The organism is Nocardia sp. NBC_01377 (assembly GCF_045040005.1).
Lineage (GTDB): Bacteria > Actinomycetota > Actinomycetes > Mycobacteriales > Mycobacteriaceae > Nocardia > Nocardia noduli.
In genome coordinates, this window is the sequence record NZ_CP109566.1 from 6,698,493 (window position 1) to 6,725,203 (window position 26,711).

Genomic DNA, 26,711 nt, shown 5'->3' on the forward strand with positions numbered 1-26,711 from the left:
GGCCCGGTTACGCGAAGGCTCAGGGCTCAGGGCTCAGGGCTCAGGGCTCAGGGCTCAGGAAGCGATCTTCGCCCGCACGGCGGCGTGCAGTTCCCGCAGGCTCGAGCGCTCGGTGGCCACTTCCAGCACCCGTACACCGTGCGCGGGCGCGGCCAATTCGATGCCGAGCTGTTCGGGATCGACCTGCCGATGCGGGATGCGGTAGGCCGCGCACAGGGCGGCCAGGTCCATACCGTGCGGTGTGCCGAAGACGCGTTCGAAAACACCCGCGTACTGCGGATCGCCCTGTTCGAGCAGTTCGAAGATGCCGCCGCCGTCATCGTTGGCGACCACGATGGTGAGATCCTCCGGCCGCGGTTCGCCACGACCGATCAGCAGTCCGGACGCGTCGTGCAGGAAGGTGAGATCGCCCATCAGCGCGACGGTGCGACCGTCGTGCGCGAGGGCGGCGCCGACCGCCGCCGAGACGGTGCCGTCGATTCCGGCGACACCGCGATTGGACAGCACCCGCACACCGGGACGCGGCGACGAGACGAGCGCCGCGTCGCGTACCGGATTGGACGCGCCGAGCAGCAACTGGTCACCGACGCGCAACGCGTCCATCACCACGGCCGCGACGTGCAGCCCCGTCGGCTTCGGGTGCGCGGCCAATTCCTCGCGCACCACCTGATTCGCCGTCGCGTCGAGTTCGCGGCAGCGCGCCAGCCATTCCGCGCGCGGCGCGCCGGAGGTGACCGCGCGCGTGCCGGTGCCGACGACATTGCCGGAGACATCGGGCCAGCGCGGGCCGGTCGTCAGCGCGAACACCGTGACCGACGGATCGGCCAGCACCTTGGACACCTGGCGGTGCAGGGTCGGCCTGCCGGTGATGATCGCCTGTTTCGGTCGCAGCAGCGGCAACGTCAGCGGGTGCAGTGCCGGACCGTGCATGGGCGCGGTCGGTTCGGCGACGGTCGGCAGATCGGCCAACTCGGGACGGAGCCCGGCGCCATGGCCGGAGATGACGACGGTATCGGGCGTCAGGTCGATGGCGAGGGGAACGTCGAGTGTCGCGTATTCGGTCGAGGTCCACGCGCGGTCGCCGTCGCGGCCCGCGGGGGCGGTCTCGCCCGGCGCGAGATCGGGGACGAGCGGTTCGCGCAACGGGATGTCGAAATGTACCGGGCCCGCGTTGCCCGAACGGGTACCGCGCGCGGCGGCGAGCACCCGGCACACGGCCGAACGCCAGACGCTGTTCTGCTGGGCGTAAACGGTGCCGCCCTGTTCGGTGCCCGCCGTCGCGCCCGCGGCGTCGAATTCCGCGAGGCCGAGGCTGATGGTGGCGCGGACCTGGCTGCCGAAGAGGCCGAGTTGTTCGACGGTCTGGTTGGCGCCGGTGCCGAGCATGTCGTAGGGCCGATTCGCGCTGACGACGATCAGCGGCATCCTGGCGTAATTCGCCTCGAGCACAGCGGGGCCGAGATTGGCGACGGCGGTCCCCGACGTCATCACCACCGGCACCGGACGTTGCGCCGCGGCGGCGAGGCCGATGGCGAGAAAACCCGCCGTGCGCTCATCGATGCGCATGTGCAACCGCAATCTGCCGGCCACATCGGCGGCCTGGAGCGCGAAGGCCAACGGCGCGTTGCGTGAACCGGGACACAGCACGACGTCCCGCACCCCGCCGCGCACGAATTCGTCGACGACCACCTGCGCCTGCGCTGTTGACGGGTTCACGACACCAGCCTCCCAGACAGGTCACCCGACGTCTTCGTCAGCCTGCTCACAGTGCCGGATCCATCGTGCCCGAACCGCGCGAAGGGCGGAGCCGCCGCGACCGGGCGACGGGAGCGAGATCGGTGTGGCCGAGATGACATGCGGCAGAGATCATGACGATCGAGGCGCCGCACCTCAGCGCCGGTGCGACCGCCCGTGCCGCACGGAGTCGGTCGAGCAGTGCCCGTCGCACGTCGAACTGCCCTCATCCAGCGGGGCCGTTCGACGCGCGACGTGGCGACGGCCGCAATTACACGGCGTGCTTCTGCACGAGATCACCCAGACGCGGCAGCGCCTCGATGACATTCTTCTTCGCCGAGGAGCGCATGGAGGAGTACACCTTCTGCAGCGCGGGGCGGGTCGAGGACTCGGCGCGGGCGTCGGTGACCGAGAGCAACGCCTCGGCGACCACGTCGGACTTGGCGACGAGCAGGTCGGCGAAACGACCCTCACCCGACGCGGTGTATTCCTGCCAGAACGGGTCGAGCTGCGCGACGAGCTTGGGCGCCAACGACTCCAGCGCGTCGGGAACGATGGACGGGCTGATCTTCTTGACCGCCGCGTATCCACCCTTCACGGCCAGGCCGGACGCACCACCCTTGTCCGACACCTCGGCGTCCAGAACAGCTTTGGCGTCGGCGAGAAAAGCCGCGCGCTTGGCGTCGATGAGCAGGGATTCAGACAGTGCTGCAACCACTTTCAGGTTCCTCCGGATCGGTGTCGATGAACGAGCGCACGCCACTATACGCACCGGTGCCGAGCGTCACACGTCACTCACCCGGCAACGGGCCCGCTTCACCTTCGCACGACGACGCTCTCGGCGCATCCGGACAGCGCGCTCAGGGCTGCCACGGCAGCAATTGCACCATCAATCCCTCGCAGTCGGCGAGCAATTCGCCCTGCTCATCGAGCAATTCGGCGGTAACGAAGGTTTTGCGGCCCTCGATCCGGTCGACGCGGCCACGCACCGTCAGCGGCGTATCGAGCAGTGTCACCTTGCGGTAGTTCACGTGGAGATAGGCGGTGCGGCTGATCGGCCTGCCCGCGTAATGCACGATCATTCCGAACAGGTCGTCGAAGAGCAGCGGGAGCACGCCGCCGTGCGCGGCGCCGTTGCCGCCGAGGTGATACCGGCGGAAGACGCCGGACATGGTGATGCCGTCCGGCCCGGCCTCGCGCACCGTCCACGGCAGCATCAGCAGACTGCCACGACCCGGCAGGTGCATGACCCGGCCCGCGGGGCCCTCGCCTTCCACGGCGCGATACGGCTCGAGGAGTTCGGCCAGTTCGCGGGCCTTGCCCAGCGCGTCGGCGAAAACCTCGTCCGGCGCGTCGACGCAGACGGTGAGGTCCTGGAGGGTGCGCATCGTCTCGATGAACTCGCCGTACTCCGGGCCCGGTTGCGCCTGCGAGTATTTGGGAAAGCCGCCGTGGCGCTCGTACCGGTCCGCCGCGTCCACCGCGCTGCGGTCGATCCGAGGCGCCGCCTCGACACCCACGGGTCTGCCTTGCTCACTCATATTCTCCGCCTCGTTCACACTCGCCTCCGGCACCGCGGCGCGATTCCGGGTCGCACCGGTCCGCCCGCTCCTCACCTGCACCGTATCGCGCCCTTATACGCCGTCGAATCGGCAGGCCCCACCGAATGGAACTATCAACGGGGGAATCACACGGGCGTCACTTCCACGACACAATCGGCCGCACGTGATAATCACCGGTGTGACTTTCGAGCCGAAGCTGTGGCGCCCCGTTCCGGGATTCGAGAACCTGACCGACATCACCTACCACCGACATATCGAGCAGGGCACGGTGCGAGTGGCGTTCGATCGACCAGAAGTCCGCAACGCGTTCCGCCCGCACACCGTCGACGAGCTCTACCGCGCGCTCGACCACGCCAGGATGACCTCGGATGTCGGCGCCGTGCTGATCACCGGCAACGGCCCGAGCCCCAAGGACGGCGGCTGGGCCTTCTGCTCGGGCGGCGACCAGCGCATCCGCGGGCGCAACGGCTACCAGTACGCCAGCGGTGACACCGCGGACACCGTCGACCAGGCGCGCGCGGGCCGATTACACATCCTCGAGGTGCAGCGCCTCATCAGGTTCATGCCGAAAGTCGTCATCGCGCTCGTCAACGGCTGGGCCGCGGGCGGCGGGCACAGCCTGCACGTGGTGTGCGACCTGACCCTCGCCAGTCGCGAACACGGCCGTTTCAAGCAGACCGACGCCGATGTCGGCAGCTTCGACGGCGGTTACGGCAGCGCCTATCTGGCGAAAATGGTCGGGCAGAAATTCGCCCGCGAGGTGTTCTTCCTCGGTCGCGCGTACACCGCGGAGGAAATGCATCACATGGGCGCGGTGAACAAGGTCGTCGATCACGCGGAACTCGAGAATGTGGCGCTGGAATGGACCGCCGATATCAACGGCAAATCCCCCCAGGCCCAGCGCATGCTCAAATACGCGTTCAACCTGCTCGACGACGGTCTGGTCGGTCAGCAGCTGTTCGCGGGCGAGGCGACGCGCATGGCGTACATGACCGACGAAGCGGTCGAGGGGCGCGACTCGTTCCTGGAGAAGCGCGAACCCGACTGGACCCCGTACCCCTGGTACTTCTGACACACCCGAGGGACGGATCGGCACTGTGGAGATCTTGAGCAGCCGCGTCATCCTGCGGCCCGCGAACTATCGGGAGACACTCGCTTTCTACCGCGACGGCCTCGGTCTGGCGATCGCGCGCGAATATCCGGGCGGCACCGTCTTCTTCGCCGGGCAGTCGCTGGTGGAGATCGCGGCCCACGGCGGATCGGGCGACTCGACGACGTTCGCGGGCGCGATCTGGTTGCAGGTGCGCGATCTCTCCGACGCGGCGGCGGAGTTGGCACTGGCCGGGATACGGATCGATCGCGCGCCGGAACGGGAGCCGTGGGGCCTGATCGAGATGTGGATCCGCGACCCGGACGGAGTGCCGATCGTCCTGGTCGAGATTCCCCCCGAGCATCCGATCCGGCGCGATTCACGCTGGTCAGGCGACTAGGATGAAGCCCGAGCCGGTCCGTCACGCCGCAGGTCGAGTTGCCAAGGCGGGTTACGACGAGGACCATAACGCTCGGGTGGACGCCCTGCCGCCGATGTCCGGGCGGCCGCCGATTCCGAGTTTCCGACGAGTGAATCGCAGTCTCCGATGCCTGGCGTAGTTGAACCCTGTTACCGGGGAATGGCCGCAGTTCGTCTGCGTCGCCCCAGCACACCGACCCTGTCCGTGCGCGGCGGCGCGGACATGACACGATCCCTGACGTGAGGGAGCCCAGCGAGCGAACCGACGGTACTCCGCCCGTGGGTGTGGGAAGACAGTCGAACGGGGCCGCGTCGTGAGCACACTGCGGACGCTGCCCATGCCCAGCGGCTCCGCGCTGGGTGATGTGATCCCTCACCTACGCGCGGCACTGGAGGGCAGCGGCCCGGCGTGGCTGCCGATCCCGAGCAGCGACCGCCGCGAAGCCCATCGGCTCAGCGGCGCGCTCGCCCCCGGCGAGCCGATCGACGACGAGGTGGCACTGGTGGTGACCACCTCCGGCACCACGGGCGCGCCCAAGGGCGCCATGCTCAGCGCGGCCGCGTTGCGGGCCAGTTGCGCCGCCACCCACGATCGCCTCGGCGGGCCGGGCACGTGGCTGCTCGCCCTGCCCACCCACCACATCGCGGGTATCCAGGTGCTCTTGCGCAGTATCGAGGCGGGCACCGAACCGGCCGTGCTCGACGTGTCGGGCGGATTCCTGCCCGAGGCCCTGGCCGGGGCCATCTCCGGGATGCGCGGGCCACGCCGCTACACCTCGCTGGTGCCGACGCAGTTGATCAAGGCGTTGAACGATCCCGCGGCCAGGGCGGCGCTCGCCGATCTGGACGCGGTGCTCGTCGGCGGCGCGGCCACCCCGAAACCGGTGTACGAACGCGCGAAGGCGGAGGGCATCAATGTCGTTCGCACCTACGGCATGAGCGAGACCTGCGGCGGCTGCGTCTACGACGGCGTGCCGCTGGACGGCGCGAAGGTGCGGATCGAGGACGGCCGGGTGCTGCTCGGCGGCACGATGATCGCCACCGGCTACCGGGGCCACCCCGACCATCCCGCTTTCGCCGAACCGGGCTGGTTCCGCACCGAGGACGCGGGCACATTCGACAACGGCGTCCTGCGGATCAGCGGTCGCCTGGACGAGGCCATCCTCACCGGCGGGCTCGTGGTGATCCCGCAGGTCGTCGAGGCCGTGCTGGTCTCGCATCCGGCGATCAGCGAATGCGTCGTCCTCGGCCTGCCCGACGAACGTCTCGGGCAGCGGGTGGCGGTCGCGGTGGTTCCCACCGAGGGCGCGAGCCCGACGCTGGAGGAGTTACGCGAGTACGTCGAACGCGAACTCGACGCCATCGCCGCACCGCGCGAACTGGCACTGCTCGATGAACTGCCGCTGCACGGCCCAGGCAAACCCAATCGCGCGAAGCTGCGCGAACTGCTCTCCAGTGCGACGTACTGACAGCGGCGACATCCTGACAGCGGCGGTGGCCGCGACCGCGCAAGCGGTCCCGCCATCGTCGTGCAAGGGCCGTGCAAGACGACGCCCGCACAGTTGTCCCCATGACTTACACACCCACTTCAGCGCTCGCCGTCGAGGCGAGCGACCTGGTCAAGGTGTTCGGGGAGCAGCGGGCCGTCGACGGCGTCAGCCTGGCGGTGCCGCAGGGCGCGGTGTACGGCGTACTCGGACCCAACGGCGCGGGCAAGACCACGACCATCCGCATGCTGGCGACCCTGCTGCGGCCCGACGGCGGTAGTGCCCGCATCTTCGGCCACGACGTCGCCTCCGAACCCGCGGCCGTGCGCTCGCTGATCGGCGTCACCGGGCAGTACGCCTCGGTCGACGAGGATCTCACCGCGACCGAGAACCTGATGATCTTCTCCCGCCTGCTCGGCCTGAGCCGGACCGATTCACGTCGCAGGACCGTCGAACTCCTGGAGGAATTCGATCTGGTCGAAGCGTCGAACAAACCGTTGAAGAATTTCTCCGGCGGTATGCGGCGCAGGCTGGATCTGGCCGCGAGCCTGATCTCGGCACCGCCGCTGCTGTTCCTCGACGAACCGACCACCGGTCTCGACCCGCGCACCCGCGCCCAGATGTGGGAGACCATCCGCCGTCTGGTCCGCGAGGGCGCGACGGTGGTCCTGACCACGCAGTACCTCGACGAGGCCGATCAGCTCGCCGACCGGATCGCCGTCATCGACCGGGGACGGGTGATCGCCGACGGCACCGCCGACGAGCTCAAGAGTTCCATCGGCGGCTCGTCGCTGCACCTGACCCTGGCCGACAGGTCGCAACTGGACGAGGCCAAGCGCATCGTCAGCGATTTCCTCGGCACCGAGGCCCAGATCACCCCCGAGGCGGGCAGGCTCACCGCGCCGCTGCGCAGCGCCGACATGACCACCGATCTGCTGATCCGGTTGCGCGAGTGGGAGATCGCGGTGGAGGAGATCAATGTCTCCAAGCCGAGCCTCGACGAGGTCTTCCTCACCATCACCGGCCACCCCGCCACCGAAAGCGCGGACGACACCGAACGGAGCGCGGCATGACCGCCACCATCACCGAACCGGCCACAAAGCCACGGCCGCTGCCGATCCCGGCGCCCCCGATCGACCTGCGTCAGACCTTCGCCAACACGATGACGATGGCCTATCGCGGCCTGCTCAAGATCAAGCACAATCCCGAACAGCTCTTCGACGTCGTCATCCAGCCGATCATCTTCACGTTGATGTTCACCTACATCTTCGGCGGCGCGATCTCCGGCGACGTGAAAAGTTATCTGCCGCTGATCATCCCCGGCATCATGGTGCAGACCGTCGTCCTCACCTCGGTCACCACCGGTGTGCAGTTGCGCGAGGACATGGAGAAGGGCGTCTTCGACCGCTTCAAATCCCTTCCCATCGCCCGCATCTCGGCGCTCTCGGGGGCGCTCACCGCGGATATGGTGCGCTACTTCATCGCCACGACACTGACCGTCGTGATGGGTCTGATCATGGGCTACCGCCCGCACGGCGGCGTGGTCGGCGTCGTCGGCGCGGCGCTGCTGGTGATCGTCGCTTCCTTCGCCACCAGCTGGATCTGGGCGTTCTTCGGCGTGATCGCGAACAAGGCCTCCGCGGTGCAGGGCTATTCGATGCTGATCATGTTCCCGCTGACCTTCTGCTCCCCCGCCTTCGTGCAACCGGAGACCATGCCCGGCTGGATGCAGGGCTTCGTCAACGTCAACCCGGTGTCCCACCTGATCTACGCGTGCCGGGATCTGATGAACGACGGCCATATCGGCAGTCATTTCGTCTGGACGCTGGTCGGCGCCGCCGTGCTCGTCACGGTTCTCGCCCCGATCACCGTGCGGGCGTACATGCGCAAGGCGTGAAACCGATGACCGACCGCCGTCCCCGCACCACCGGGACGGCGGTCGTTCGTCGTCAGCGCGCGGCGCGCAATTCGCCGATGACGCGGATGATCTCGTTCGAGGCGACCTTGCGGCTGGTCCCACGGTGTCGTTCGGTCACTTCGGTCACTCGTCGCGCGCCGAGTTTCGCGGCGGCGGCCGAGCGGTGCAGATCCAATCGCATCGACGAGAAATCCTGGCGCGCGTTGACCGCGAGCGCGAGCGCGAGCAACAGCAGTCCGCGCTCGGAATCGAGGCCGGTCGCGATCAGATACGAGCCGACCGCACACGCGAGACCGCCGATCTGGGGCAGATCCGGGTATTCCGACAGCATCGCCCAACCCTGATCGAGTAGTTGCCGCACCAGATTCTCGGAGGATTCGGGCGCGCCGTACAGCACCCTGGCGTCGAGCACCGCGGCCGCGACCATGAGCTCACCGCCGGGACCCGGCCCGATCTCGGAGCGCGGCCAGCCGATCAGCCGCAGCGCCCGGTCGTAGCGTCGCAACCCTTCTGCGATATCACCTTCGGCGATGGCCAATTCCGCAGTGCCCTGCACGAGTAAGGCCAGCCCGTGCAATCTCATTCCCGGCGGAATATCGGTGACCCCGAAATCGGCCGTCCCCATGGCGACCTCGAGTTCACACCGCGCCTGCGCCAACTCGCCCGCGCCGATCAACGAGGCCGCGAGCATGCTCCGGGTCTCGACGGTGTCCTCGTGGACGCCGAGATGCAACAGCATGTCGAGGCTGCGCCGGTAATAGTCCACCGATTCCCGATATTCGGCGGTCTGGCCGAACACCTGCCCCAGGTGGTTGCACACCATGGCCACGCTCCAGACCTGATTATGGCCGAACTCCTCCAGCGCGCGGACCGCGTCGCGGGTGGAACCGCGCACATCGCCCTGGTTTTCCTTGACGTTGGCGCGCAACAGCAGTGCGGTGGCTTTGGTCTGGGAGTCGCCGTGCACGACCGCCTCGGCGATCCGCCTTGCCGCGCCGAAACCGTCCGACCGGCTGAGCATGATCTCGCCGATGAAACGGGAGGTCTCGTCGAGATCGGTTCGGGTGCGTAGCAATCGACGCACGCGAAGCCGCAACCGAGCCAGGTGGCGTATGTCCTTCGTGGTGTAGAACAGGTGCAGGAAAGTCATTTCGAAGGTGGTCAGCACCAGATCCGAACGTGGAGCCGCGCCTTCGGTGAAGGATTCGTCCAGTTCGACCACCCTGGCCGCCCAGGCCACCACCTCCATATGCGAACCGCGGATCACCCACAGCGTGCCGACCACCGGGAATATCGTGTACGCGGCCCTCGCGTCACGCCGTTCGATGGCATAGCGCAGCGCGGCGAGCAGATTGTCCAGCTCGGTGGTCACCGCGAGCGCGAGTTCCAGCTGGTCGCCGTCGAGATATCTGTTTGCCGCGGCTTCCGCGAAATCGCACGACCAGCGGGTCATCCGTTCGATGACCGACTCCGACTCCCCCGGCGACGCGGCGAGCCTTTCCTGCCCGTATTCCCTGACCGTCTCCAGCATTCGGTAGCGGGTGCCGAGCACGTCCTCGTCGGATACGGTGAGCAGCGACTGGTTGACCAGCCCGTCCAGCGCGGTCATCACGTCACCGACTTCTGGTCCGCCCGCGACCGTCTCGGCGGCCTCGGGCCCGAAACCCCCGGGGAACCGGCACAGCCTGCGCAAGGTCACCCGCTGCGGTTCGTCCAGCAGATTCCAGCTCCAGTCGATGACCGCGTGCAGGGTGCGGTGGCGTTCCGGCGAACTGCGATCACCGTTGCGCAGCAGCGCGAAACGATCCGCGAGCCGGGAATTGATCTCCTCGACGCTCATCACCCGAACCCGCGCCGCTGCCAGTTCGATGGCGAGCGGCAGCCCGTCCAGCGTGCGGCACAACTGGGCGACGACCTCGGCGTCGAGCCGCACCGTCGGCCGCACGGCGCGGGCCCTGGCCTCGAACAGTTCGGTAGCGGGCGAACCGGCCGCGTCGATCGTCAGCGCGGGCAGTGGGTAGACGGTCTCGGCGGTGATCATCAGGGGCGCGCGACTGGTGGTGAGTACCGTCAGCCAGGGGGCCAGACCGATCAGATCGGCGACGACCATCGCCACCGCGTCGATGAGATGTTCGCAGTTGTCCAGGATCAGCAGCATGGATCGGGCCGCGAGGGCATCGCGCAGCCGCCGCCTCGGATCGGCGGTGTACCCGGTCCGCAAACTCGCCGAATCGAACGCGATCTCGCTCAGGCCGAGCGCCGCGCTGATCGCCGCCTCCACCTCCACCCGCGCGTCGGCGGCATCGGCGCGTACCGAGGCCAACTCGACCATCAGCACCTGACGCGAACGGGCGACCCGCGCGCCGACCTCGTTCGCGACCCGCGTCTTGCCGGTACCGCCCGGGCCGAGCACCGTGGTGACCCTCGAGGTGTCGAGCAACCCCACGATGGCGTCGAGGTCGCCGTCGCGTCCGAGCAGCGCGTTCGGCGCGGCACGCAATCCGATCGCCGCGGGAACCGCGTACTCCGAACCCGGGTGCCGAGCCGAGATATCGAAACCCGCGCCGGACGACCTCGCCGACGCGGATCCGTCGAATGCCGTTCGCGCGGCCGCCGCATTGTTCGACTCCCCCCGGCCGTCAGCGGTCGCGGTGCCGTCGGCCGGACGCACGGCCCGCGACGCGGCCTTCGCCTCGTCTCCGAGGGAATCGGCCACACCCGTCACGACCGTGAGTACCGGCGAGATCGAACCGGTCGGCCGGGTGCCGGCGACACCGGATTCCGCACGGTCGATCGGCTCCCCGCGCAGGATCGCGGTATTCAACTCGACCAGTGCCCGCCCAGGATCAGCGCCCAGCTGATCGGCCAAGCGGGTGCGGAACGCGGCGAAGGATTCCAATGCCTCGTTCGCCCGGCCCGCCGTGGCGAGCAGTCGCATGAGCGTCGCTTCGGCGGGTTCGTCCAGCGGATCGCTCGCCGCCCGCCGCCGTGCCAGCCCCAGCGCGCCGTCGATATCGCCCATATCCTGCCTGGCGGCCAATTCCAGCAGGTCGAGGTGGGTGAGGATCTCCGCGGCGCGGTCCCGCAGCGCGTCGGCGACCTCGCCCGAGGGCAGATCCGCGCCCGGCTCCCCGCGCCACAGCGCTCTGGCCCGCGCGACCGCGTCCAGGCAGCCCGCGCCGTCGCCGCGTTCGCGGTCCCGCCGCGCGGGCAGCAGTAGATCCCCCGCCAGCGCCAGATCGACCTGTTCGACGGAGAGCGTCAGCCGATACCCGGCGGGACCGATCTCCAGCGCGCCGTCGGGGAGCGCGGAGCGCAGCCGCGACACCTGGGTGTGCAGCGCGTTCATGGGGGCGCGCGGCGGTTGATCGGCCCACACGTCATCGATGAGTGCCTGCGCGCTGCGACTGCGACCCCGACGCAGCGCCAACGAGGCGAGCAGCAGCCGTGACCGGGTTCCGGGCACGGCGGTGAGCGCGCCCTCGCGGCGCAACGCGACCTCGCCCAACAGGGCGACCACGACCGATTGCGCTGCGGGCGGCGTCGCGACTCGACTGCGGCGGTGCGGACCGCCCTCGTCAGGAAACATACCGAGATAATCGTATGCGAGGGACCGCGCTCGGTGCGTCATGGTTTTCTCCCGCTGTCTCGGGCATCGGGTCACCTACGCTGGGCCCATGGCTGAGTTCGAAGTGGTCCGGCAGGCCGTTGTCTCGGCTGCGCCGTCGCGCGTTCACGCGTACATCAACGATTTCCACGAGTGGACCAAGTGGTCGCCGTGGGAGGATCTCGATCCGCAACTCCAACGCTCCTACGCCGGTCCGGAGTCCGGTGTCGGCGCCAAGTACTCCTGGTCGGGTAACCGCAAGGCGGGTGCGGGGCGGATGGAGATCGTGTCGAGCGCCGACCGGGAAATCGGTGTCAGGCTGGAATTCGAGAAACCGTGGAAGGCCGTCAACCAGGTCACCTTCACGCTCACCCCGGTGCGGGACGGCACCGAGGTGGTCTGGAAGATGACCGGCCGCCAGGCCGGCCTGATGGGCCTGATCTCGAAGGTCATGCCGATGGACAAGATGGTCGGCAAGGATTTCGAGAAGGGTCTGGCCAGGCTGAAGTCGGTGGCCGAGGCCTAGACCGCGCCGGGCCGGGCCGGGGCGCGCGAGTTCGGCTCCCGATAGGCTCGGCGCATGGCTACTGCAGCGCAATGGATCGAGGGGGCCCGCCCCCGAACCCTGCCGAACGCGATCGCTCCGGTGCTGGCAGGCACCGGGGCCGCCGCGTCCATCGACGGACTCGTCTGGTGGAAGGCCGCACTCGCGCTGCTGGTTTCGCTCGCTCTCATCATCGGCGTCAACTACGCCAACGACTATTCCGACGGCGTGCGCGGCACCGACGACGACCGGGTCGGGCCGCTGCGCCTGGTCGGTTCCGGGGTCGCCGCGCCCGCCGCGGTCAAGAATGCCGCGATTCTCAGTCTCACCGTCGGCGCGGTTATCGGGCTGGTGCTGGTTTTCAGCACGGCGTGGTGGCTGCTGCTCGTCGGCGCGGGTTGCCTCGCGGGCGCCTGGTACTACACCGGCGGCAAGAACCCGTACGGCTACAGCGGTTTCGGCGAACTCGCCGTGTTCGTCTTCTTCGGCCTGATCGGTGTACTCGGCACCCAGTTCGTGCAGGCCGAGCGGATCGACTGGGTCGGCGCCGTACTCGCGGTCGCGGTCGGCGCGTTCTCCAGCGCGGTGCTGGTCGCCAACAATCTGCGCGATATCCCCACCGACACCGAATCCGGAAAGACCACACTCGCGGTGAAACTCGGTGATCCCCGCACCAGGACACTGCACCTGGTGCTGCTCGCGATCCCGTTCGTCGCCACCGCCGCGCTGGTGGCCAGGACCCCGTTCGCACTGGTCGGCGTGCTGGCGGTGCCACTGGCGATCCGCGCCAACGCGCCGGTGCGCACAGGCAAGAACGGGATGGAACTCATTCCGGCGCTGCGCGACTCCGGGCTCGCCCTGCTGGTGTGGTCCGCGCTCACCGCGCTCGCGCTCGGCTTCGCCTAGTACTTCGAGGCCGAGCGGGTGATTCAGTCGTTGTCCGGAACCAGGATCCCGAGCACCCAGTTGACGAGCGAGATGATGATGCCGCCGAGTACCGCCGCCCAAAAGCCGTCGACCGCGAGCCCGTAGTCGGAGAACGCGTCGGTGAGCCACGCGGTGAGCATCAGCATCAGCGCGTTGACCACCAGCAGGAACAGCCCGAGGGTCAGCACGACCAGGGGCAGCGACAACAATTTCACCAGCGGTTTGACCAGCGCGTTCACCAGGGTGAACACCGCCGCGACGGCCAACACGACGATGACCTTGCTCGCGGTCTCGTCCTCGGGGCTGATGATGTTGATTTTGTCGACCCATGCGGCGGCCAGCCAAATGGCCACCGCGTTGATGATCAACCGAATAACTAGCTGCATGGGCCAATGCTAGGTCGCTTTCGCGAATTCCCGTGGGATTCGCCGGATGCCACGACGACGGACCCGCGCCCTCAGACGGCACCGTCGAGCAGTGCGTGCACCTTCGGACGCAGATCACGGATCGGCCCGGAACCGCCGAACAGGGACACCGTGGTCTGATTCGGGCTGCGCAGGATGCCGAGCAGCAGATGCCCGGATTCGATGCTCTTGTCCTTGCGCGCCAACGCTTCCCGCAGCGACAGTTCCAGCACCTTCTTCGCGTCCCTGGTGAACGGGATATGCCCGAAACGCCCGCCACGGCCACGGCCGAAGAATCCGCCGCGATCCTCGAGAACGCGGTCCTCGGAAACCGGCCGATCGAGCGCGTCCTGCCCGAAATTCGCCTCCAGGCTCTCGCGCACGGCGTCGAGGTCGATGCCGATGGACCGCAACGCTTCGGCGTCCTCCGGGCCGAGCGGGTCGCCCGCGCCGCGCTGTGCCAGCGCCTGCTTGACCCCGTCGTGGGTGACGCCCACCTCGGCGAGCAGTTCCTTCAGTTCGGGTTCGGCCTGCGCGAGCAGCCCGAGCAGGACGTGTTCCATCTCGATGGTCGACGACCGCAATTCCCGCGCGTCCTCCTGGGCGAACACGACAGCCGTCCTGGCCGACCTGCTGAATCGTTCGAACATCAGCGCTTCCTGTCTCTCGAACTGTGTTTCTGGTGAACCGCCTGCTTGCTGACCCCGAGCGCGTCCGCGATGGCCTGCCACGACCAGCCCTGCGCTCTCGCGTTCTGGACCTGGATCGCTTCGAGTCGCTCGAGCAGCCGACGCAGCGCGAGCACGGCGCGCAGCCCGACCGTCGGGTCGGGACTACCCGCGGCGGCCGCCAGGGTGGTTGCTTCCGTCATGTCGTCAATTTTGATTGACGATGCCGGCGATGTCAACAAAAATTGACAACAATGAGCGCGCGAGGACCGCGTTCACTCCGGGGAGCGACCGCTATCCGGTCCATCTTCCGGTGGCGTGGAATTCATCGATGACCACCGTCGACTCGGCCAGGATCATCCCCTGCGCCGCCACCCAGGCATCATCGAAATACGTTCCCGCGTAACGGTCCCCGCCGTCGCAGAGCAGCGTCACCACACTGCCGGTCCGCCCGGCGGCCAGCATCTCGGCGATCAGCGCGTAGGCCCCCCACAGATTGGTGCCCGTCGAACCGCCGACCCGCCTTCCGATGACCCGGCTCGCCCGCCTGGCCGCGGCGATGGAGGCCACATCGGGAACCAGGATCATCCGGTCGACCACCTGGCCGACGAACGACGGTTCCACCCTCGGACGCCCGATCCCCTCGATCCGCGACGACCTGCCGGTCAGATAGCCGGCGTCACCGGTCTCGTACCCGCCGAAGAACGCCGAATTCTCCGGATCGACGACGGCCAATTTCGTGGCGTGACGGCGGTATCGGACATACCGGCCGATGGTCGCGCTCGTCCCCCCGGTACCCGCGCCGACCACGACCCACGTCGGCACCGGATGCGCTTCCAGTTCCATCTGCTCGAAGATGGATTCGGCGATGTTGTTGTTCCCACGCCAGTCGGTGGCGCGTTCGGCATTGGTGAACTGATCCATGAAATGCCCGCCACATTCGGCTGCCAACCGCGCGGCCTCGGTATACATATCGGGCGGCCGCGCCACGAAATGACATCGGCCGCCTTGCGCTTCGATCAGCGCGATCTTCTGCGGCGACGTGCTCGCGGGCATGACGGCGACGAAATCCAGCCCGAGCATCTTCGCGAAGTACGCCTCGCTCACCGCCGTCGATCCCGAGGATGCCTCGACCACCGTCGTCCCCTCGGTGACCCACCCGTTGCAGATCGCGTACAGGAACAGCGATCGCGCCAGCCGATGTTTCAAACTGCCGGTGATATGGGTGGATTCATCCTTCAGATACAGATGGATGCCCCATTCGGCGGGCAGCGGATAACGCAGCAGATGGGTGTCGGCGCTGCGTTGGGTATCGGCGTCGATCAACCGCACCGCGTTGTCGACCCAGTCGCGCGGAGTGCTGCGATCGCACTGCCTCACGCCGACGCGCCGCCGTCCTCGCCACGCAGCCTGGCGCGCAGACGGGCCTTGTCCTTGCGACGCTTCTCGTCGACCACCGCGATGTCCTCGTTCACCTTCACGCGCAATTTCTTGAACAGCGTCAGCGACAGCGGCATGGCGATGATCAGCGCGAACAGCGCGGCGACGATCACCGGCACCTCGACCCGCACCAACCGCGCGACCAGAATGATCGCCGCGGTGAGAACCACGACCAGAGCCAACCGCGCCACCGTGTACAGCGCCAGGTTCTTGGCCAGCCGTTTGCCCGCGTCGGAGGTTTGCTGGGCGGATGCGCCGTCCGGTCGAGTTGCGTCGCTCACGTCCCCCAGAGTAGGCGAAGCCCGGTCGGCCCTTCGTTCACCCACCCGCCGCCGACGTCCGAGAGCTATCCGTTTTGTCCATTACTTCGCCTTTACCAACTGTAGGTGGTTCGCGTACCTAGGGGTCGGGGTGCAACGATTGCGCCATCTGATGAGGGAACTGTCGAGAACGGAGAGGTTTGCTATGACTGCGATCACCGTCGGCGGCCAGGACACCTTACTGACCCCGGGGCAAGTGGCTGCCATGTTCCACGTCGATCCCAAGACCGTGACCCGCTGGGCTCATGCCGGTCGACTCGGATCTCTGCGTACGCCGGGCGGTCACCGCCGGTTCCGGGAATCCGAGGTGCTCCAACTGCTGAAGTCCCTCACCACCGAGGCGACAGCACGCTGACCCGGTGCGCGCGGGCGGTCCCCACTGCCCGCGCCCGGTCCGCGTACCCGCCGTTTCGGAGTCCCCGATGCGCGCGGGCCCGATACGCGGCTACCCTCGTCAGCAGGAGGTGAGCGACGTGATCTACCTATTGGCGCTCATCGCGGTCGTGGCGGTCGCGGTGCTGTGCTGGAAGGCGTTCGGCCCCCAGAGTTCGGCCCCGCCGCCCCCGGGTCGACCCCGGCGCGCCCCGATCAAAGGCCCCGACGACGACCCCGATTTCCTGTGGAAGATATCCAGACAGCAACATCGCGACGGCGACGGCACCACCGACCGCTGAAGCGCGCCCCCGTCAGGACGGATCGCGTCGCACCGACCGGCACACATGCGGCCGCAGATCGGGATTCTCGAGGTAGTGCAGGATCAGGTGGTAGGCCACCAGCGGATTCATCAGCATGACCGCGTCCGACACCATGACGACCTCGGCCCCGGCCAGCGCGCGAGCCACACGGCCACCGCGTCGACGCCCCGCCGCCTGCCAGAACACGTCGGGATCACGCACGTCCACGCCGAACATGTTGTGCCATTTCGCCGGGCCGGTCTCTCGCACATAGGGCCGAACCCCGGCGATATCGGCCCACGCGACCACCATGAGATCCCCGCTACCGCCGCGCCGGACGACCCGCGTCGGCGTGATCACCAACCCGGGAACCACCAGCCGGTGCACGATCAACCCGCGATACGCGGCAAAAAGCGCCACCCCCGCGATCGCGACGGATACCGGGACACCGACGAGCACCAGCCACTCGTCGATCAGGATCGCCTCGATCAACAGCAGCACGGCGACCGACAGGAAAACCAGCCCCATCAGCAGGAACACGACGCCCTGCCACTTCGGCGGCTGCCGCATCGGCAGGAGCACACCCGATTCCCGCACACCCCCCACCGTGATCTCCTCGACCACGACCCCGCTCATCCCCCGCGCGCGGTAGGACTGGACCCGGTCGTCGTCCCACCGCCACTGCTCCGGCCACGCCGAGAACCCGGCCCTCTGTGCTGCCACGCCGCAGATCGTCCCATATCGAGGGGGTGCGGTATTCCGCGAATCGCCCCCGGAACGAACTCACCTCTCGCAACCACGCCGAATACGAGGAAATCGCCTGTCGGCAACGCGGATTCATCAGGGCGAACGCGGCGGAACGGCCCGATCGCACCGGCAACCCCCGATCGTCGGAAGCCGTCCAGCAAACCGCCCCGACCGATGGCTTCGACACGAGTGACACCGAGCCACCGCTTCGGCACAGGCCCCAGCCGCCGACAGGGTTCGACCACGAGACCACGTAGTCCGATCACCGACAGCGAATCCATTGCCCCCTACCGGGATCAACGCATGATGGTGCCGCCGTCGACATTGAGAACCTGACCGTTGACCCATTCGGCGTCCTCCGACATCAGGAAAGCCACCATCGCCGCGGTATCACCGGTCTCCCCGACCCGAGTACTGCGCATCCGCTTCAGTGCCCCCGATTGCAGATCCGGCCAATGCGGCGCGGACCGAATATTCTCGGTCGCCGTGAACCCGGGCGCGACCGCATTGCAGCGAATCCCCTCCCGCCCCCACCGCGACGCCACATGCCGCGTCAACGCGCCGATCCCCGCCTTGGCCGCGGCATAGGCGGGCCGCGCCGGTTCTCCCTGAAACGCCGCCGCCGACGAGGTATTGACGATCACGCCACCCCCGCGAGCCAGCATCAGCGGAATCCCGTACTTCATCGTCAGCACATACCCCCGAAGATTCACCGTCATCGTCCGATCCCAGATCTCCAGATCGATATCGACGACATCGCTGTCGTTGCGCACCGCCCCCATATCCGCCCCCACATTGAACAGCGCGTCCACACCCCCGAACTCCGCGACCGCCGCATCGAACAACCCCCGCACCGAATCCGGCTCCCCCAGATCGAACCCCACCCCCACCGCGGTCCCCCACCCTCCGCGATCAACTTCGCCGTCCCCGCCGCCGCAGACTCCGCCAGATCCCCCACGAGCACCCGCCACCCTCGCGCCCCGAGCCGCAGCGCCGTCGCCGCCCCGATCCCACTCCCCCCGCCCGCGACAACGACAACCTTCCCGCTCGACCCAGGTAGACCCACAGCTCGTCCTCTCCACGGGACCGGCGGGAGGATGCGCCGAGCCGATACAGAATGCCATTCTCTCAATTCAGAATCACATTATCGCGTCGAGCGCTTCTCACCACAAGTGCGCGAACTGGCCGCCCCCTCGGCCTCGAGGCCGCCCCACATGACCTCGCCAGAACGCCCTCGCCTCTCACATGCGAGAGACCGCGCGAATTTGTCTAGCGATTGGACTTGAAAACGTCTAGTAGTTAGACTTAAACTATGATCAGTGAACAACCCACTCGGATCGTGATCAAGACCCTCCGCAACGCTGGTTGAGCCTATAAACGAGACGCGAAGGGTAGTCACGAAGTGTGGCAATGCCGCACCGGCAAGCACGACTTCTCTTTGCCTGCCGGGCATGATTCGATCCGTCCCGGGATCGTCCGCAAGATGCAGAAGGCGATCGCGGAGTGTGATTGCAAGGAGGCGGAATGAAATTCGAGGCACATGTCACCGGGCGTGAAGGCCGCTGGTGGGCGGTGGAGATTCCTGCCCTCGGCGAGGACGCCGTAACTCAGGCGCGTCGCCTCTCGGAGGTCGAAAGCGAAGCCCGTGACTACATCGCGGTCTCCGAGGATGTAGCGCCTTCCACCGTCGAGGTCGAGGTGATCATCGATGACATCGGGCAAGCCAAGGATGTTCAGGAACGCTCCGTATGGATTCGAGCGGCGCGAAAGCTCATCGAGCAACTCGAGGACGATGTACAACGCGAAACCCTGGCGTTGACTACCGAACTGGCCGCCGAGAATGTCCCGATGCGAGAGATTGCCCAACTGGTCGGAACAACCTTCCAGCGAGTCGGGCAACTCGCCAACGCCGGTGCTCACCAACCGACGCCTTCACTGTGGGCGATCACCGATCATGATCCCGATGTCCTCGAGCGGGCTCGAAGTGCGCTCATCGCGCTGTTCGAATCGGCCGGGCTCGCCGAATCCACCCCTCGATCGAGATGAGGCAGTCGGCCGCGGACAGGGCATCAGCCGTTCAGACCTAGCGGCCTGTTCACCACTCCCGAGGAGCGATCAGTTCTTCGATATCCGCGTCGTGAAAACCGTAGGCATTGGCCAGAAACCAGAAATCCTGACCGATTTCGTCACGCGCCACGGTCTCGATTTCACTGCCCGCCGCGTCGAACTCGGCCTCCAGCGCATTGAATTCCTCGGTGGCGGCGTGAGTGAGGAGGTACAGCGCGGACAGATCGGCGGGCTGCTCGGCTTCGATGCGTTCACAGAGACTCACCAGGATCGCTTCACCCCGACGAACCACCTGATCGGGATAGTAATCGTCCTCGTAGAGGAGGCGGAGAAAGCGGTGCGCGAGCACCTGCTGATTACTGATCCCCATGACGGTCCGCCTGTCTTCGATGTGGCCGCCCGATCATTTCACGCGCGATCCGAAATTCCGGAACCACGGACGGTGACGCACGCTGCCACCGTCCGCCGCGACAGCGAACTACCGACCGCCGCCGAAGAGCAACTTCCCGAGGAATTGCCCGACCGCGGTACCGGAACCACTCGCACTCCCGGAATTCGGTCCGTTCTTGTCACAGTCGCGCTCGGCGAACAGGCCGTCACCACCCCACTGGCAATACACCGGACTCGCCTGCTGTGGAACATCCGCCGCCGCAACCCCCACGGCAGGCGAGAGCGCGACCACCGCGATCGACGCACCGAACACCCCGCGCACGACAAAATTCTTCATACCCACGAAAATCCTCCCGAACTGCCGACGACGCGGCAGCGAAACCGAAACTGGCTCAAGGGATTCTGCACGGCCGGACACTCCCGCGCAAATACAGCTATTACACACAGCGGACGGAAATCCAAGAGTCGCGGCGAGCTCGACGATCAACGCGACGGAATACTCACCGCGTACCGATGGGCCGAATGACATCGGCAGCCGAATCTCAGCACGATCGAACGCGAGAATTCGTCAGTTCAATCCCGCGTAGCTGTGCAATCCGCTGATCACGATGTTGATGATGAAGACCTATCCCGCTGCTTGCTGGCCATGGTCGATTTGGCCGGATGAGTAAACACCAGGTAGTTGCATTGCGACCGTTGACGGCGATTGACACCGGTTGGCAGAGCTGCGTACGCACTGCGTACGATCCCGGACCTACGCCAAGTCCGTCGGTCAGAGTTCATCGACCTTGCGTACCACCGTTATCGGCGGGGTGAGCAGAACCTCCCACAGCTGGGGACCGAACGCCGGATTTCCCTCGTGATCGTGGCCCTCCCAGTACGCGTGCACGAACCCTAGAGCGTCGCCGAGCCGGTCGTTTTCTTCGGGTGGTGCCTGGATGGAGCCTGCACGCACCAGTGACATGTCACCGATGTGCCCCGGCTGCTGTGACTCGATCTCCCAAATCGAGTCCGATGGTTGGCCGTACGCACTCCGGAAGGCGATAGCGTCATCCAGAGTGCGGCAGGCATAGAACGCGGTGTAGCGCGACGGCTTCTCGGGGTAGCAGCGGGTTCGGACAAGCTCCCATACCAGCTCAAGGGCTGTACTTACATCCGTGAGGCGCTGGTTGTGATGAAGATACCGCGTGCCGTGGCGAGAAACACCGCCATCGAACAGTTTGCCGGGCGCGGGATAGCGGGAAGGCTCAATCGTCCCCGCCTGCAAGGAGCCACAGCGGTCAACATGGAAATAAGTCGGCACGGCGAACAACGATACCGCCATACGCCCCCATGAATTCCACTATCTCCCCGCCCTTTCCGGGTGACCAGCCTCTACGGCGAGTGGGCATTTTGGCCGCAGCTTCGGCCGGACAGCTGTCCAGATCATCTGCAGTTCGCGCTGTCGCCATGCAGGACGGCGGTATAGCCCGTGCAAAGTCCAGGTTCGTCGCGGACGGTCGTTCGACTCACCGAGGCTGAGGTTTTCTGGCGTACGTGCCGTAGAATCCGCCGCCGACTACGGGCTCCGGTCCGATGAACCTGTAGCGAATCCCGTCGAAGCCGCGCCACCCGCCAACACTGGCAACCGAGGGGCAGTAGATTATGTTCGGAAGTATTGCGTATGGGGTGTACACCTCCAGCTTGTGTTTCAGTTCTCCCTCGTGAGGCGCTCCCTTCCCCGGGGTTATCGGCCGCGACGGGTCGATCGGATCGAAGTGAACACTTATCTCTCGCTCCTCGGGATCCAGGATCACGGATATTACGTCCTCGCCGACAAATTCGGAGAGCGCGGCGGTTGCCCGCACGCCATCGACCATAATTTTGCGAAATGAGTCCGGTGAGTCATGCGTCTCATCGCTCCGCAGTCTTTTCCTCATCTGCTCATGGACCTCGTTATTGACATCGCCCGCCGGAATGCAACCGTATCTCCACAGAGACGGATATCGTTCTGTATGCCCATCCCCACCGTCATATCCATCTTCGGAAAATCCAAGTCGAAATATCAACTCTCTCCTTCGCGGGCGAGTCATTTGAATTCCCGTTCCAGCGACTATCAGTGGATATTTCCGCACCGCACACGAAAGTTTATCGTACTGCGCGGACACGGCCTCGACAATTCTTCGAATGATTTCCGCGTAATGAAGTCCTAGGTTGCGGGTGCCCATAACCATTCCGCCATCGAGGTCCGAGACACCCGATATAGCCTCGGCTAGGAATTGGTCCGTTGGCTTGCCGTCCAGATAGGCTAGCCCGGTATAACCCAGTACGAGCCAGCAATCGGAGCCCACTACCACGATCGTCTTATTTGCCCTGGGATCCCATTCTTCAACATGCCCCTTCTTCCGCTGGATCGTAAACAATCTATCACTCGCATGGAATACAAATCCCCGAGTGACAGCGCTAAGAATCAACGTCACCAGTCGATAATACTCACACTTTGCCAAGGTGCAGTAATTTTGGCATTCAGGCTTCGATATGCCGTCCACATGAAGGGCAAAGGCCTCTGACCGAGAAGCTCCCACTTATGCGGTAACTCCGACGGCACCTCGATCCCACACGGAGCAGTTTTCTCGGCATTTGATTGATGCACAGGACACAATCTGATGCGTAGGCATCAATATTAGATTGATTGCTACGTGCCAGCATACTTGATGCCTACGCATCAAGTTGAGGCGTAGGCATCACCTACTGACTCAGCTCTCTGCCTCAAATTCCCTCTTACGCGGTAGCACCTGTCGGCAGCGTACTCAGCGGCCGACACGACGGCACTGCGCAACTCACTGCGTACCGTCGGCCCGAGCACCGAAACCGGCGTCCCCCGAAACTGAGAGAAAATCGCAGGTCAATGTCGATGGAGGTACGTGGTCGAGCTACCGACCTGCGTCTCTTGTTCGTGACATGGTTGGGACAGATGGCAGCTGTTGCCTCTGCTTCGTACGCCCTGCGTACTCGTTAATCCTCCGCTGCTGCGGTGCTGGAGGTCAATCGCCCTGGCAGTCAGCGCGATCCCGCGGCCGACCTTTGCGTCGAAAGACTTGGACGACAATCTCGCTTATGTAGGGTGCTACGGAGAATTGGAATTCTATTTCGCACTCTTTGATGTACGTCGAATTATTCTCAGCATGACCAGATCGTAAAGAGTAGCCGCAAGAGCGATGATTGCTACCCCAAGCGTTACTATGGCGGTTATGCCCATCCACCAGGGGTTGAAAAATCCAGGTTGATAGGGATGAGCGACCCATTCTGCCGCATCACGAAGTCTAGCGTCAGTCTCCACGGCCGAGGGGTTGCCAAGGCCTGAAAGAATGGCCGACTCGCGCATATTACGCTCATTTGTGCTCAGATCGGATTGCACTGAAGCCCCCCACATAAAAATTGCAAAGGCGGTGAGCATTACCACCACACAAACCCTCATAACTCCCCTGAGACGCTGCCTTACATTTTTCGCCTTTTCTGTTCGCTGGCGTTGGTCCCAAATATCGGTATCAAGCAGCCGATGCTCTTCTAATGCCACTTCCGGACTGCCGTCCACCAGCAATTTGACCGCAAACTCTTTGTTTCGCGGAAGCATGGTCGGCTCAATTAGAAGCTTCTGATTTTCTACTTTCGCATCCACGGTTTGACTGCCCGGCTTCAAAATCGCCACCACATTTGCTCCGATATCTACGCAGAGCGGCTTCTTGCCGTCGAAATCATCGGTACCAATGTCTTTGTTGCCGATATTTGTCAGCAGTATCGCCACAAGATGGGGGTCAGTGACGCTCTTTTCATCATGAACTACGACAATCTGATGCTGCGGTGCCGACACATCGTCGTCCTGAATAAGCTTGGAAACCACAACTCCGAAGGCCAGCCGTTTCGGCCTGTTATTGTACCGGAAGTAATAGAACGTTGCGCAAATGCCGAGAACTGTAACCAGTAACGCTATCAGCTGAAGCGGATTTTCCATCTCTCACACTTTCGCCGTCAAAGTCATAACGCGACAGAATACCGCGATGATTTGCATAATTAGATGTCAATTAGAAACGGTGACCGCAAACTTAGTTTTAGTAGCGAACGATTCGTGGCGTAGGTCTCGGAGTGAGGCAACATGCGAATCGCGGTAGGCATCAGACGATCATAGGGGGACGGACAACGCTCGGAGTGGGAGGCCATCGGTTACCTCTTAAGCGGTAAGTAGTCTCCTGGCTGGCTTGCTCATTTCTTGTGGTTCACACCCCACCTCGATGTCTGGGCCACTGGATGCATCGCGATGATGCCTAGACGCGAGTTCTTACCTCTTACGCGGTAACTTCCAGACTGGAACCACACGAGCCGACTCGATGCCTACGCCTCAACTACACCTCTTGAGATGGGAACCCGGGTCTCCCCTCTTAAGAGGTGAACTTGCGTCCGTGGTCCCTACCCGACCTTCCTCTTATGGTCATCCCTTCCCGCTCCGCCCCCAGCCCGCACACGCCTTAACGCACTGACCAATCCGCCGACTCGCGTTCCCTACGCGCAACTCTCACACCCGACGCGCCCCCGCCCCCACCCCTTCCTCTTATGGTCCTCCCTTCCTTTCCGGTCTCTCCCTTCCCTTCCTTCCTGCTCACGTAACCACCACTCGCCTCCCCCTGTCCCCGCCCCGATTCTCTAGAAACAGCGAAGCGCTAGAGAATCGGGGCGGGGACAGGGGGAGGCGCTGCGCCGAAGGCGCAGGTCAAACGCTTTGGAACGGGACAGAATTGGGCACAAGACGGGGGGTCGCTACTACGGGCAGAGTACGAGCAGACTACGAGCAGCTCAGGCATCGATCAGAGGCCCTATCGTCGTGTATGTCATGTCAACCAAATGGCCGCGATCGTCTTGTCGTCGTGTTGCTTTGCCCGCGGGCGTATGGAGCCAGCGGGGTCGGTCGTTGCTTCCCATGCACTCGCGCGGCGTAGCAGGTTCTCCAGTTCGACTGAGTCAGCAGCTGCGCTCTCACCCCACGAGATCCCGAGCGCCTCAAGTCCGTCGATAGCCCCATCCGTCGCCATGATGACCCACCCGACTTCATCGGCTTCATATGTGGCAGTCAGAGAATGGTGTGCCGCGGCCGGATCTGTCGACGCAATCCAGTACCCGCCGGGCCGGTTCCGGCGGTCTCTCTGCGCGAGCTGCAACTCCGACAGGAGTTGCCGATGAGCGTTGTCGTATCCGCTCCCACTGCGCAAGCGCGACTTGTACGACTCGGACTGCGAGAGTCCGAGATCCTCGAGTCGTGTGTCGGTCTGTACGGCAATCGTGCGATCTCCGCGACCGACGACGACGGTGGTGTCACCGAGAACCAACGATTCGATCTGGTGACGTCGATTTTCGCGCACTACGGCGACGGTGCAGGATGGCGCGTCCAACGCTCTCAACGGCAGCTGAAGATTTGAGATCGTTTGCGCTATGGAAGATTCGAGGATATCGACTAGTGAACCTTCGCTCGCACCGGCGATCTTCGCAGAGAGGACGGCGCCGAGCGTGGCGGCATATTCGCCACCTGTCGGCCCGGCAATGCTTCGGTGCGAAGTCGCACCATCAAGGATGACGACGGTGTGCCCGGCGACGAAAATATGATCCTCGTCGGACTGTGCAGCGACTTGCGCGGTGTGGATGCGCCAGTCAGAGGCCATGGGTCACCATGAATATGGTCCAGCTACGAGACGGCTCGCCTCGATGGCGAACTCGTTGTCGAAGTCGCATTGGACCACTCCGCTCACCGAATTGTCCTCGTTGCCCAGATAGAGGGCTGACAAATTCTCATTCAACCAGTCGATCACTCCGAGTGATCCGACGCTTGTGATTCCCGCGATGTGAACGATCACTCGCGAGGCAGTGACGTGCCTGGCGAAATATCCGACATCCGATCGACTCGGCTGACTACGGCGGAACGGCGAGTCGATCCGAACGGGAGTCGCGGAAGTCTTGCCCGCGATCCACCATCGACCGTGGCCATCCTGTTCGAAGTCCAGGAAGGGATCTGCGGCCAGGAGCGTCCGCGCTACCGGTGCGGATTTCGGGCCGCAGACGATTACGGCGTCGCTCGGCGGCGGGCTCTCTGTGCTCGGCTCTACGGCAAGTCGAGTCGATGCCATCGCGAGCTTGGTCAGCATTTCTTCCACGGCCGTCTGGGAAGCCATGTCGACCGCGTCGAAGAACGGTCGTTCACGCCCTTCTTCGACGCCGTACCTACGCGGAATCCCGACTGATACCGGCCCGATGCCGAAAAAGGCTCGTTCGGGAGGCGGCGCAGTTGACCGGATCTGGGTCACGCGGCCCTTGGTGATTCCCAGCTGCGCCGCGATGTCGGTGTAGCTCATCCCCAGCTTGTGGTGGGCTTCATCGATGGCGGCTCGCCGCAGTCGCGCGAGCTCCGCGCCGCGCTGCTGGTAGAGCGTCATGAGCTCGGCCGCGCGACGACCCCGGCGGAGCGGATCCGGGTCGCTCCGTACGGCGTCGAACTCGTCGCGGTCAGTCATACAAGAAGAGTTTAGGGGGTATTGACTCGCTTCGGGATAGCGGCGTACCGTCTGTTTACCCCCTCTAAATCATCGCTCACCAACATTGGTCAACGTGTTTAGGGGAGGTAAACCAGAACGGCGAACTCCCCGGCGATACCAGTCACCGGGGAGCTACATAGACCGAAGTGGGGTGCAAC

27 protein-coding genes and 1 pseudogene are annotated in these 26,711 nt (G+C 65.1%); 10 read left to right on the plus strand and 18 right to left on the minus strand.

Translation table 11 applies throughout. From position 1 onward, the window contains the following. Positions 1-54: 54 nt before the first annotated feature. The 3 genes from menD to OG225_RS30815 all read right to left on the minus strand — a co-directional run bounded on the left by menD (position 55) and on the right by OG225_RS30815 (position 3,275). Positions 55-1,716, minus strand: coding sequence for a 2-succinyl-5-enolpyruvyl-6-hydroxy-3-cyclohexene-1-carboxylic-acid synthase (menD, locus tag OG225_RS30805; RefSeq protein WP_405178404.1), 1,662 nt, complete (start codon positions 1,714-1,716; stop codon positions 55-57). 289 nt (positions 1,717-2,005) lie between these two features. Next, entirely contained in the window at positions 2,006-2,452 is a 447-nt protein-coding gene (locus tag OG225_RS30810; RefSeq protein WP_216917573.1) for a DUF6918 family protein, read from the minus strand. A 142-nt stretch (positions 2,453-2,594) separates the two neighbouring features. Continuing rightward, complete coding sequence (locus tag OG225_RS30815) at positions 2,595-3,275, minus strand: PaaI family thioesterase (RefSeq protein WP_405178405.1); 681 nt, start codon at positions 3,273-3,275, stop codon at positions 2,595-2,597. A gap of 199 nt (positions 3,276-3,474) precedes the next feature. Here OG225_RS30815 and OG225_RS30820 point away from each other — a divergent pair, with 199 nt between their 5' ends. The 5 genes from OG225_RS30820 (at position 3,475) to OG225_RS30840 (ending at position 8,190) form a co-directional block, all read left to right on the plus strand. Then, positions 3,475-4,368 (plus strand): 1,4-dihydroxy-2-naphthoyl-CoA synthase, encoded by an 894-nt coding sequence (locus tag OG225_RS30820; RefSeq protein WP_405178406.1) that lies wholly within the window; start codon positions 3,475-3,477, stop codon positions 4,366-4,368. A gap of 25 nt (positions 4,369-4,393) precedes the next feature. Then, positions 4,394-4,786, plus strand: coding sequence for a VOC family protein (locus OG225_RS30825; protein ID WP_405178407.1), 393 nt, complete (start codon positions 4,394-4,396; stop codon positions 4,784-4,786). A 334-nt stretch (positions 4,787-5,120) separates the two neighbouring features. After that, the gene (gene menE / locus OG225_RS30830) at positions 5,121-6,275 is read left to right on the plus strand and encodes an o-succinylbenzoate--CoA ligase (protein ID WP_405178408.1); all 1,155 of its coding nucleotides are present in this window, start codon (positions 5,121-5,123) and stop codon (positions 6,273-6,275) included. A gap of 101 nt (positions 6,276-6,376) precedes the next feature. Then, positions 6,377-7,366 carry an ATP-binding cassette domain-containing protein gene (locus OG225_RS30835; protein ID WP_405178409.1) on the plus strand — a complete coding sequence of 330 codons (990 nt, stop codon included), beginning with the start codon at positions 6,377-6,379 and terminating at the stop codon, positions 7,364-7,366. Continuing rightward, positions 7,363-8,190: an ABC transporter permease gene (locus OG225_RS30840; RefSeq protein WP_405178410.1), complete on the plus strand. Its 828-nt coding sequence runs from the start codon at positions 7,363-7,365 to the stop codon at positions 8,188-8,190. Before OG225_RS30835 ends, OG225_RS30840 begins: the two co-directional genes overlap by 4 nt. A 52-nt stretch (positions 8,191-8,242) precedes the next feature. Here the strand turns inward: OG225_RS30840 and OG225_RS30845 are convergent, their stop codons facing one another. Next, a complete protein-coding gene (locus tag OG225_RS30845) occupies positions 8,243-11,800 on the minus strand; it encodes an AfsR/SARP family transcriptional regulator (protein ID WP_405178411.1) in 3,558 nt (1,185 codons plus the stop codon). 88 nt (positions 11,801-11,888) lie between these two features. Here OG225_RS30845 and OG225_RS30850 point away from each other — a divergent pair, with 88 nt between their 5' ends. Both OG225_RS30850 and OG225_RS30855 read left to right on the plus strand, forming a co-directional pair. Then, complete coding sequence (locus OG225_RS30850; RefSeq protein WP_405178412.1) at positions 11,889-12,344, plus strand: SRPBCC family protein; 456 nt, start codon at positions 11,889-11,891, stop codon at positions 12,342-12,344. Between the two features lie 54 nt (positions 12,345-12,398). Next, entirely contained in the window at positions 12,399-13,268 is an 870-nt protein-coding gene (locus OG225_RS30855; RefSeq protein ID WP_216917564.1) for a 1,4-dihydroxy-2-naphthoate polyprenyltransferase, read from the plus strand. A gap of 23 nt (positions 13,269-13,291) precedes the next feature. Here the strand turns inward: OG225_RS30855 and OG225_RS30860 are convergent, their stop codons facing one another. The 5 genes from OG225_RS30860 to OG225_RS30880 all read right to left on the minus strand — a co-directional run bounded on the left by OG225_RS30860 (position 13,292) and on the right by OG225_RS30880 (position 16,082). After that, complete coding sequence (locus OG225_RS30860) at positions 13,292-13,675, minus strand: phage holin family protein (protein ID WP_405178413.1); 384 nt, start codon at positions 13,673-13,675, stop codon at positions 13,292-13,294. 71 nt (positions 13,676-13,746) lie between these two features. Further along, entirely contained in the window at positions 13,747-14,343 is a 597-nt protein-coding gene (locus OG225_RS30865; protein ID WP_405178414.1) for a Clp protease N-terminal domain-containing protein, read from the minus strand. After that, a complete protein-coding gene (locus OG225_RS30870) occupies positions 14,343-14,564 on the minus strand; it encodes a helix-turn-helix domain-containing protein (RefSeq protein WP_109528859.1) in 222 nt (73 codons plus the stop codon). Before OG225_RS30870 ends, OG225_RS30865 begins: the two co-directional genes overlap by 1 nt. A 91-nt stretch (positions 14,565-14,655) precedes the next feature. Continuing rightward, entirely contained in the window at positions 14,656-15,741 is a 1,086-nt protein-coding gene (locus tag OG225_RS30875) for a PLP-dependent cysteine synthase family protein (protein WP_405178415.1), read from the minus strand. After that, on the minus strand, positions 15,738-16,082 hold the full coding sequence (locus OG225_RS30880) for a DUF4229 domain-containing protein (protein WP_405178416.1): 345 nt from the start codon (positions 16,080-16,082) through the stop codon (positions 15,738-15,740). The genes OG225_RS30875 and OG225_RS30880 overlap by 4 nt, the downstream gene beginning before the upstream one ends. Positions 16,083-16,266: 184 nt before the next feature. Here OG225_RS30880 and OG225_RS30885 point away from each other — a divergent pair, with 184 nt between their 5' ends. Both OG225_RS30885 and OG225_RS30890 read left to right on the plus strand, forming a co-directional pair. After that, positions 16,267-16,476, plus strand: a complete 210-nt coding sequence (locus OG225_RS30885) for a BldC family transcriptional regulator (protein WP_062983746.1) — start codon at positions 16,267-16,269, stop codon at positions 16,474-16,476. Positions 16,477-16,594: 118 nt separating this feature from the next. Beyond that, on the plus strand, positions 16,595-16,795 hold the full coding sequence (locus tag OG225_RS30890; RefSeq protein WP_405178417.1) for a hypothetical protein: 201 nt from the start codon (positions 16,595-16,597) through the stop codon (positions 16,793-16,795). Between the two features lie 12 nt (positions 16,796-16,807). Here OG225_RS30890 and OG225_RS30895 read toward each other — a convergent pair whose 3' ends face one another. Then, positions 16,808-17,518: a hypothetical protein gene (locus OG225_RS30895; protein ID WP_405178418.1), complete on the minus strand. Its 711-nt coding sequence runs from the start codon at positions 17,516-17,518 to the stop codon at positions 16,808-16,810. 320 nt (positions 17,519-17,838) lie between these two features. After that, positions 17,839-18,608, minus strand: a pseudogene (locus OG225_RS30900) (SDR family NAD(P)-dependent oxidoreductase). 458 nt (positions 18,609-19,066) lie between these two features. Between OG225_RS30900 and OG225_RS30905 the strand changes: the two are divergent. Next, the gene (locus OG225_RS30905) at positions 19,067-19,588 is read left to right on the plus strand and encodes a hypothetical protein (RefSeq protein ID WP_216916926.1); all 522 of its coding nucleotides are present in this window, start codon (positions 19,067-19,069) and stop codon (positions 19,586-19,588) included. Positions 19,589-19,637: 49 nt separating this feature from the next. On the opposite strand, the gene OG225_RS30910 is transcribed toward OG225_RS30905, so the two are convergent. The 7 genes from OG225_RS30910 to OG225_RS30940 form a co-directional block, all read right to left on the minus strand. After that, positions 19,638-19,958 carry a DUF5713 family protein gene (locus OG225_RS30910; protein WP_405178419.1) on the minus strand — a complete coding sequence of 107 codons (321 nt, stop codon included), beginning with the start codon at positions 19,956-19,958 and terminating at the stop codon, positions 19,638-19,640. Positions 19,959-20,087: 129 nt separating this feature from the next. After that, entirely contained in the window at positions 20,088-20,336 is a 249-nt protein-coding gene (locus tag OG225_RS30915; protein ID WP_405178420.1) for a hypothetical protein, read from the minus strand. 435 nt (positions 20,337-20,771) lie between these two features. Next, positions 20,772-21,323, minus strand: coding sequence for a hypothetical protein (locus tag OG225_RS30920; protein ID WP_405178421.1), 552 nt, complete (start codon positions 21,321-21,323; stop codon positions 20,772-20,774). A gap of 184 nt (positions 21,324-21,507) precedes the next feature. Next, complete coding sequence (locus OG225_RS30925; RefSeq protein ID WP_405178422.1) at positions 21,508-22,458, minus strand: hypothetical protein; 951 nt, start codon at positions 22,456-22,458, stop codon at positions 21,508-21,510. 665 nt (positions 22,459-23,123) lie between these two features. Beyond that, positions 23,124-23,990, minus strand: a complete 867-nt coding sequence (locus OG225_RS30930) for a hypothetical protein (RefSeq protein WP_405178423.1) — start codon at positions 23,988-23,990, stop codon at positions 23,124-23,126. Positions 23,991-24,861: 871 nt separating this feature from the next. Further along, a complete protein-coding gene (locus tag OG225_RS30935) occupies positions 24,862-25,686 on the minus strand; it encodes a hypothetical protein (RefSeq protein WP_405178424.1) in 825 nt (274 codons plus the stop codon). Between the two features lie 3 nt (positions 25,687-25,689). Further along, positions 25,690-26,373 carry a sigma-70 family RNA polymerase sigma factor gene (locus OG225_RS30940; RefSeq protein ID WP_405178425.1) on the minus strand — a complete coding sequence of 228 codons (684 nt, stop codon included), beginning with the start codon at positions 26,371-26,373 and terminating at the stop codon, positions 25,690-25,692. Positions 26,374-26,711 lie beyond the last annotated feature (338 nt).

Excerpts from the sequence above, each read along its gene's own strand:
- OG225_RS30920 (WP_405178421.1), bottom strand. The coding sequence starts at position 21,323 with ATGGCGGTATCGTTGTTCGCCGTGCCGACTTATTTCCATGTTGACCGC.
- OG225_RS30915 (WP_405178420.1), bottom strand. The coding sequence starts at position 20,336 with ATGAAGAATTTTGTCGTGCGCGGGGTGTTCGGTGCGTCGATCGCGGTG.
- OG225_RS30885 (WP_062983746.1), top strand. The coding sequence starts at position 16,267 with ATGACTGCGATCACCGTCGGCGGCCAGGACACCTTACTGACCCCGGGG.
- OG225_RS30840 (WP_405178410.1), top strand. The coding sequence starts at position 7,363 with ATGACCGCCACCATCACCGAACCGGCCACAAAGCCACGGCCGCTGCCG.
- OG225_RS30935 (WP_405178424.1), bottom strand. The coding sequence starts at position 25,686 with ATGGCCTCTGACTGGCGCATCCACACCGCGCAAGTCGCTGCACAGTCC.
- OG225_RS30835 (WP_405178409.1), top strand. The coding sequence starts at position 6,377 with ATGACTTACACACCCACTTCAGCGCTCGCCGTCGAGGCGAGCGACCTG.
- OG225_RS30860 (WP_405178413.1), bottom strand. The coding sequence starts at position 13,675 with ATGCAGCTAGTTATTCGGTTGATCATCAACGCGGTGGCCATTTGGCTG.
- OG225_RS30855 (WP_216917564.1), top strand. The coding sequence starts at position 12,399 with ATGGCTACTGCAGCGCAATGGATCGAGGGGGCCCGCCCCCGAACCCTG.
- OG225_RS30870 (WP_109528859.1), bottom strand. The coding sequence starts at position 14,564 with ATGACGGAAGCAACCACCCTGGCGGCCGCCGCGGGTAGTCCCGACCCG.
- OG225_RS30850 (WP_405178412.1), top strand. The coding sequence starts at position 11,889 with ATGGCTGAGTTCGAAGTGGTCCGGCAGGCCGTTGTCTCGGCTGCGCCG.
- OG225_RS30940 (WP_405178425.1), bottom strand. The coding sequence starts at position 26,373 with ATGAGCTACACCGACATCGCGGCGCAGCTGGGAATCACCAAGGGCCGC.
- OG225_RS30865 (WP_405178414.1), bottom strand. The coding sequence starts at position 14,343 with ATGTTCGAACGATTCAGCAGGTCGGCCAGGACGGCTGTCGTGTTCGCC.
- OG225_RS30845 (WP_405178411.1), bottom strand. The coding sequence starts at position 11,800 with ATGTTTCCTGACGAGGGCGGTCCGCACCGCCGCAGTCGAGTCGCGACG.
- OG225_RS30815 (WP_405178405.1), bottom strand. The coding sequence starts at position 3,275 with ATGAGTGAGCAAGGCAGACCCGTGGGTGTCGAGGCGGCGCCTCGGATC.
- OG225_RS30905 (WP_216916926.1), top strand. The coding sequence starts at position 19,067 with ATGAAATTCGAGGCACATGTCACCGGGCGTGAAGGCCGCTGGTGGGCG.
- OG225_RS30930 (WP_405178423.1), bottom strand. The coding sequence starts at position 23,990 with ATGGAAAATCCGCTTCAGCTGATAGCGTTACTGGTTACAGTTCTCGGC.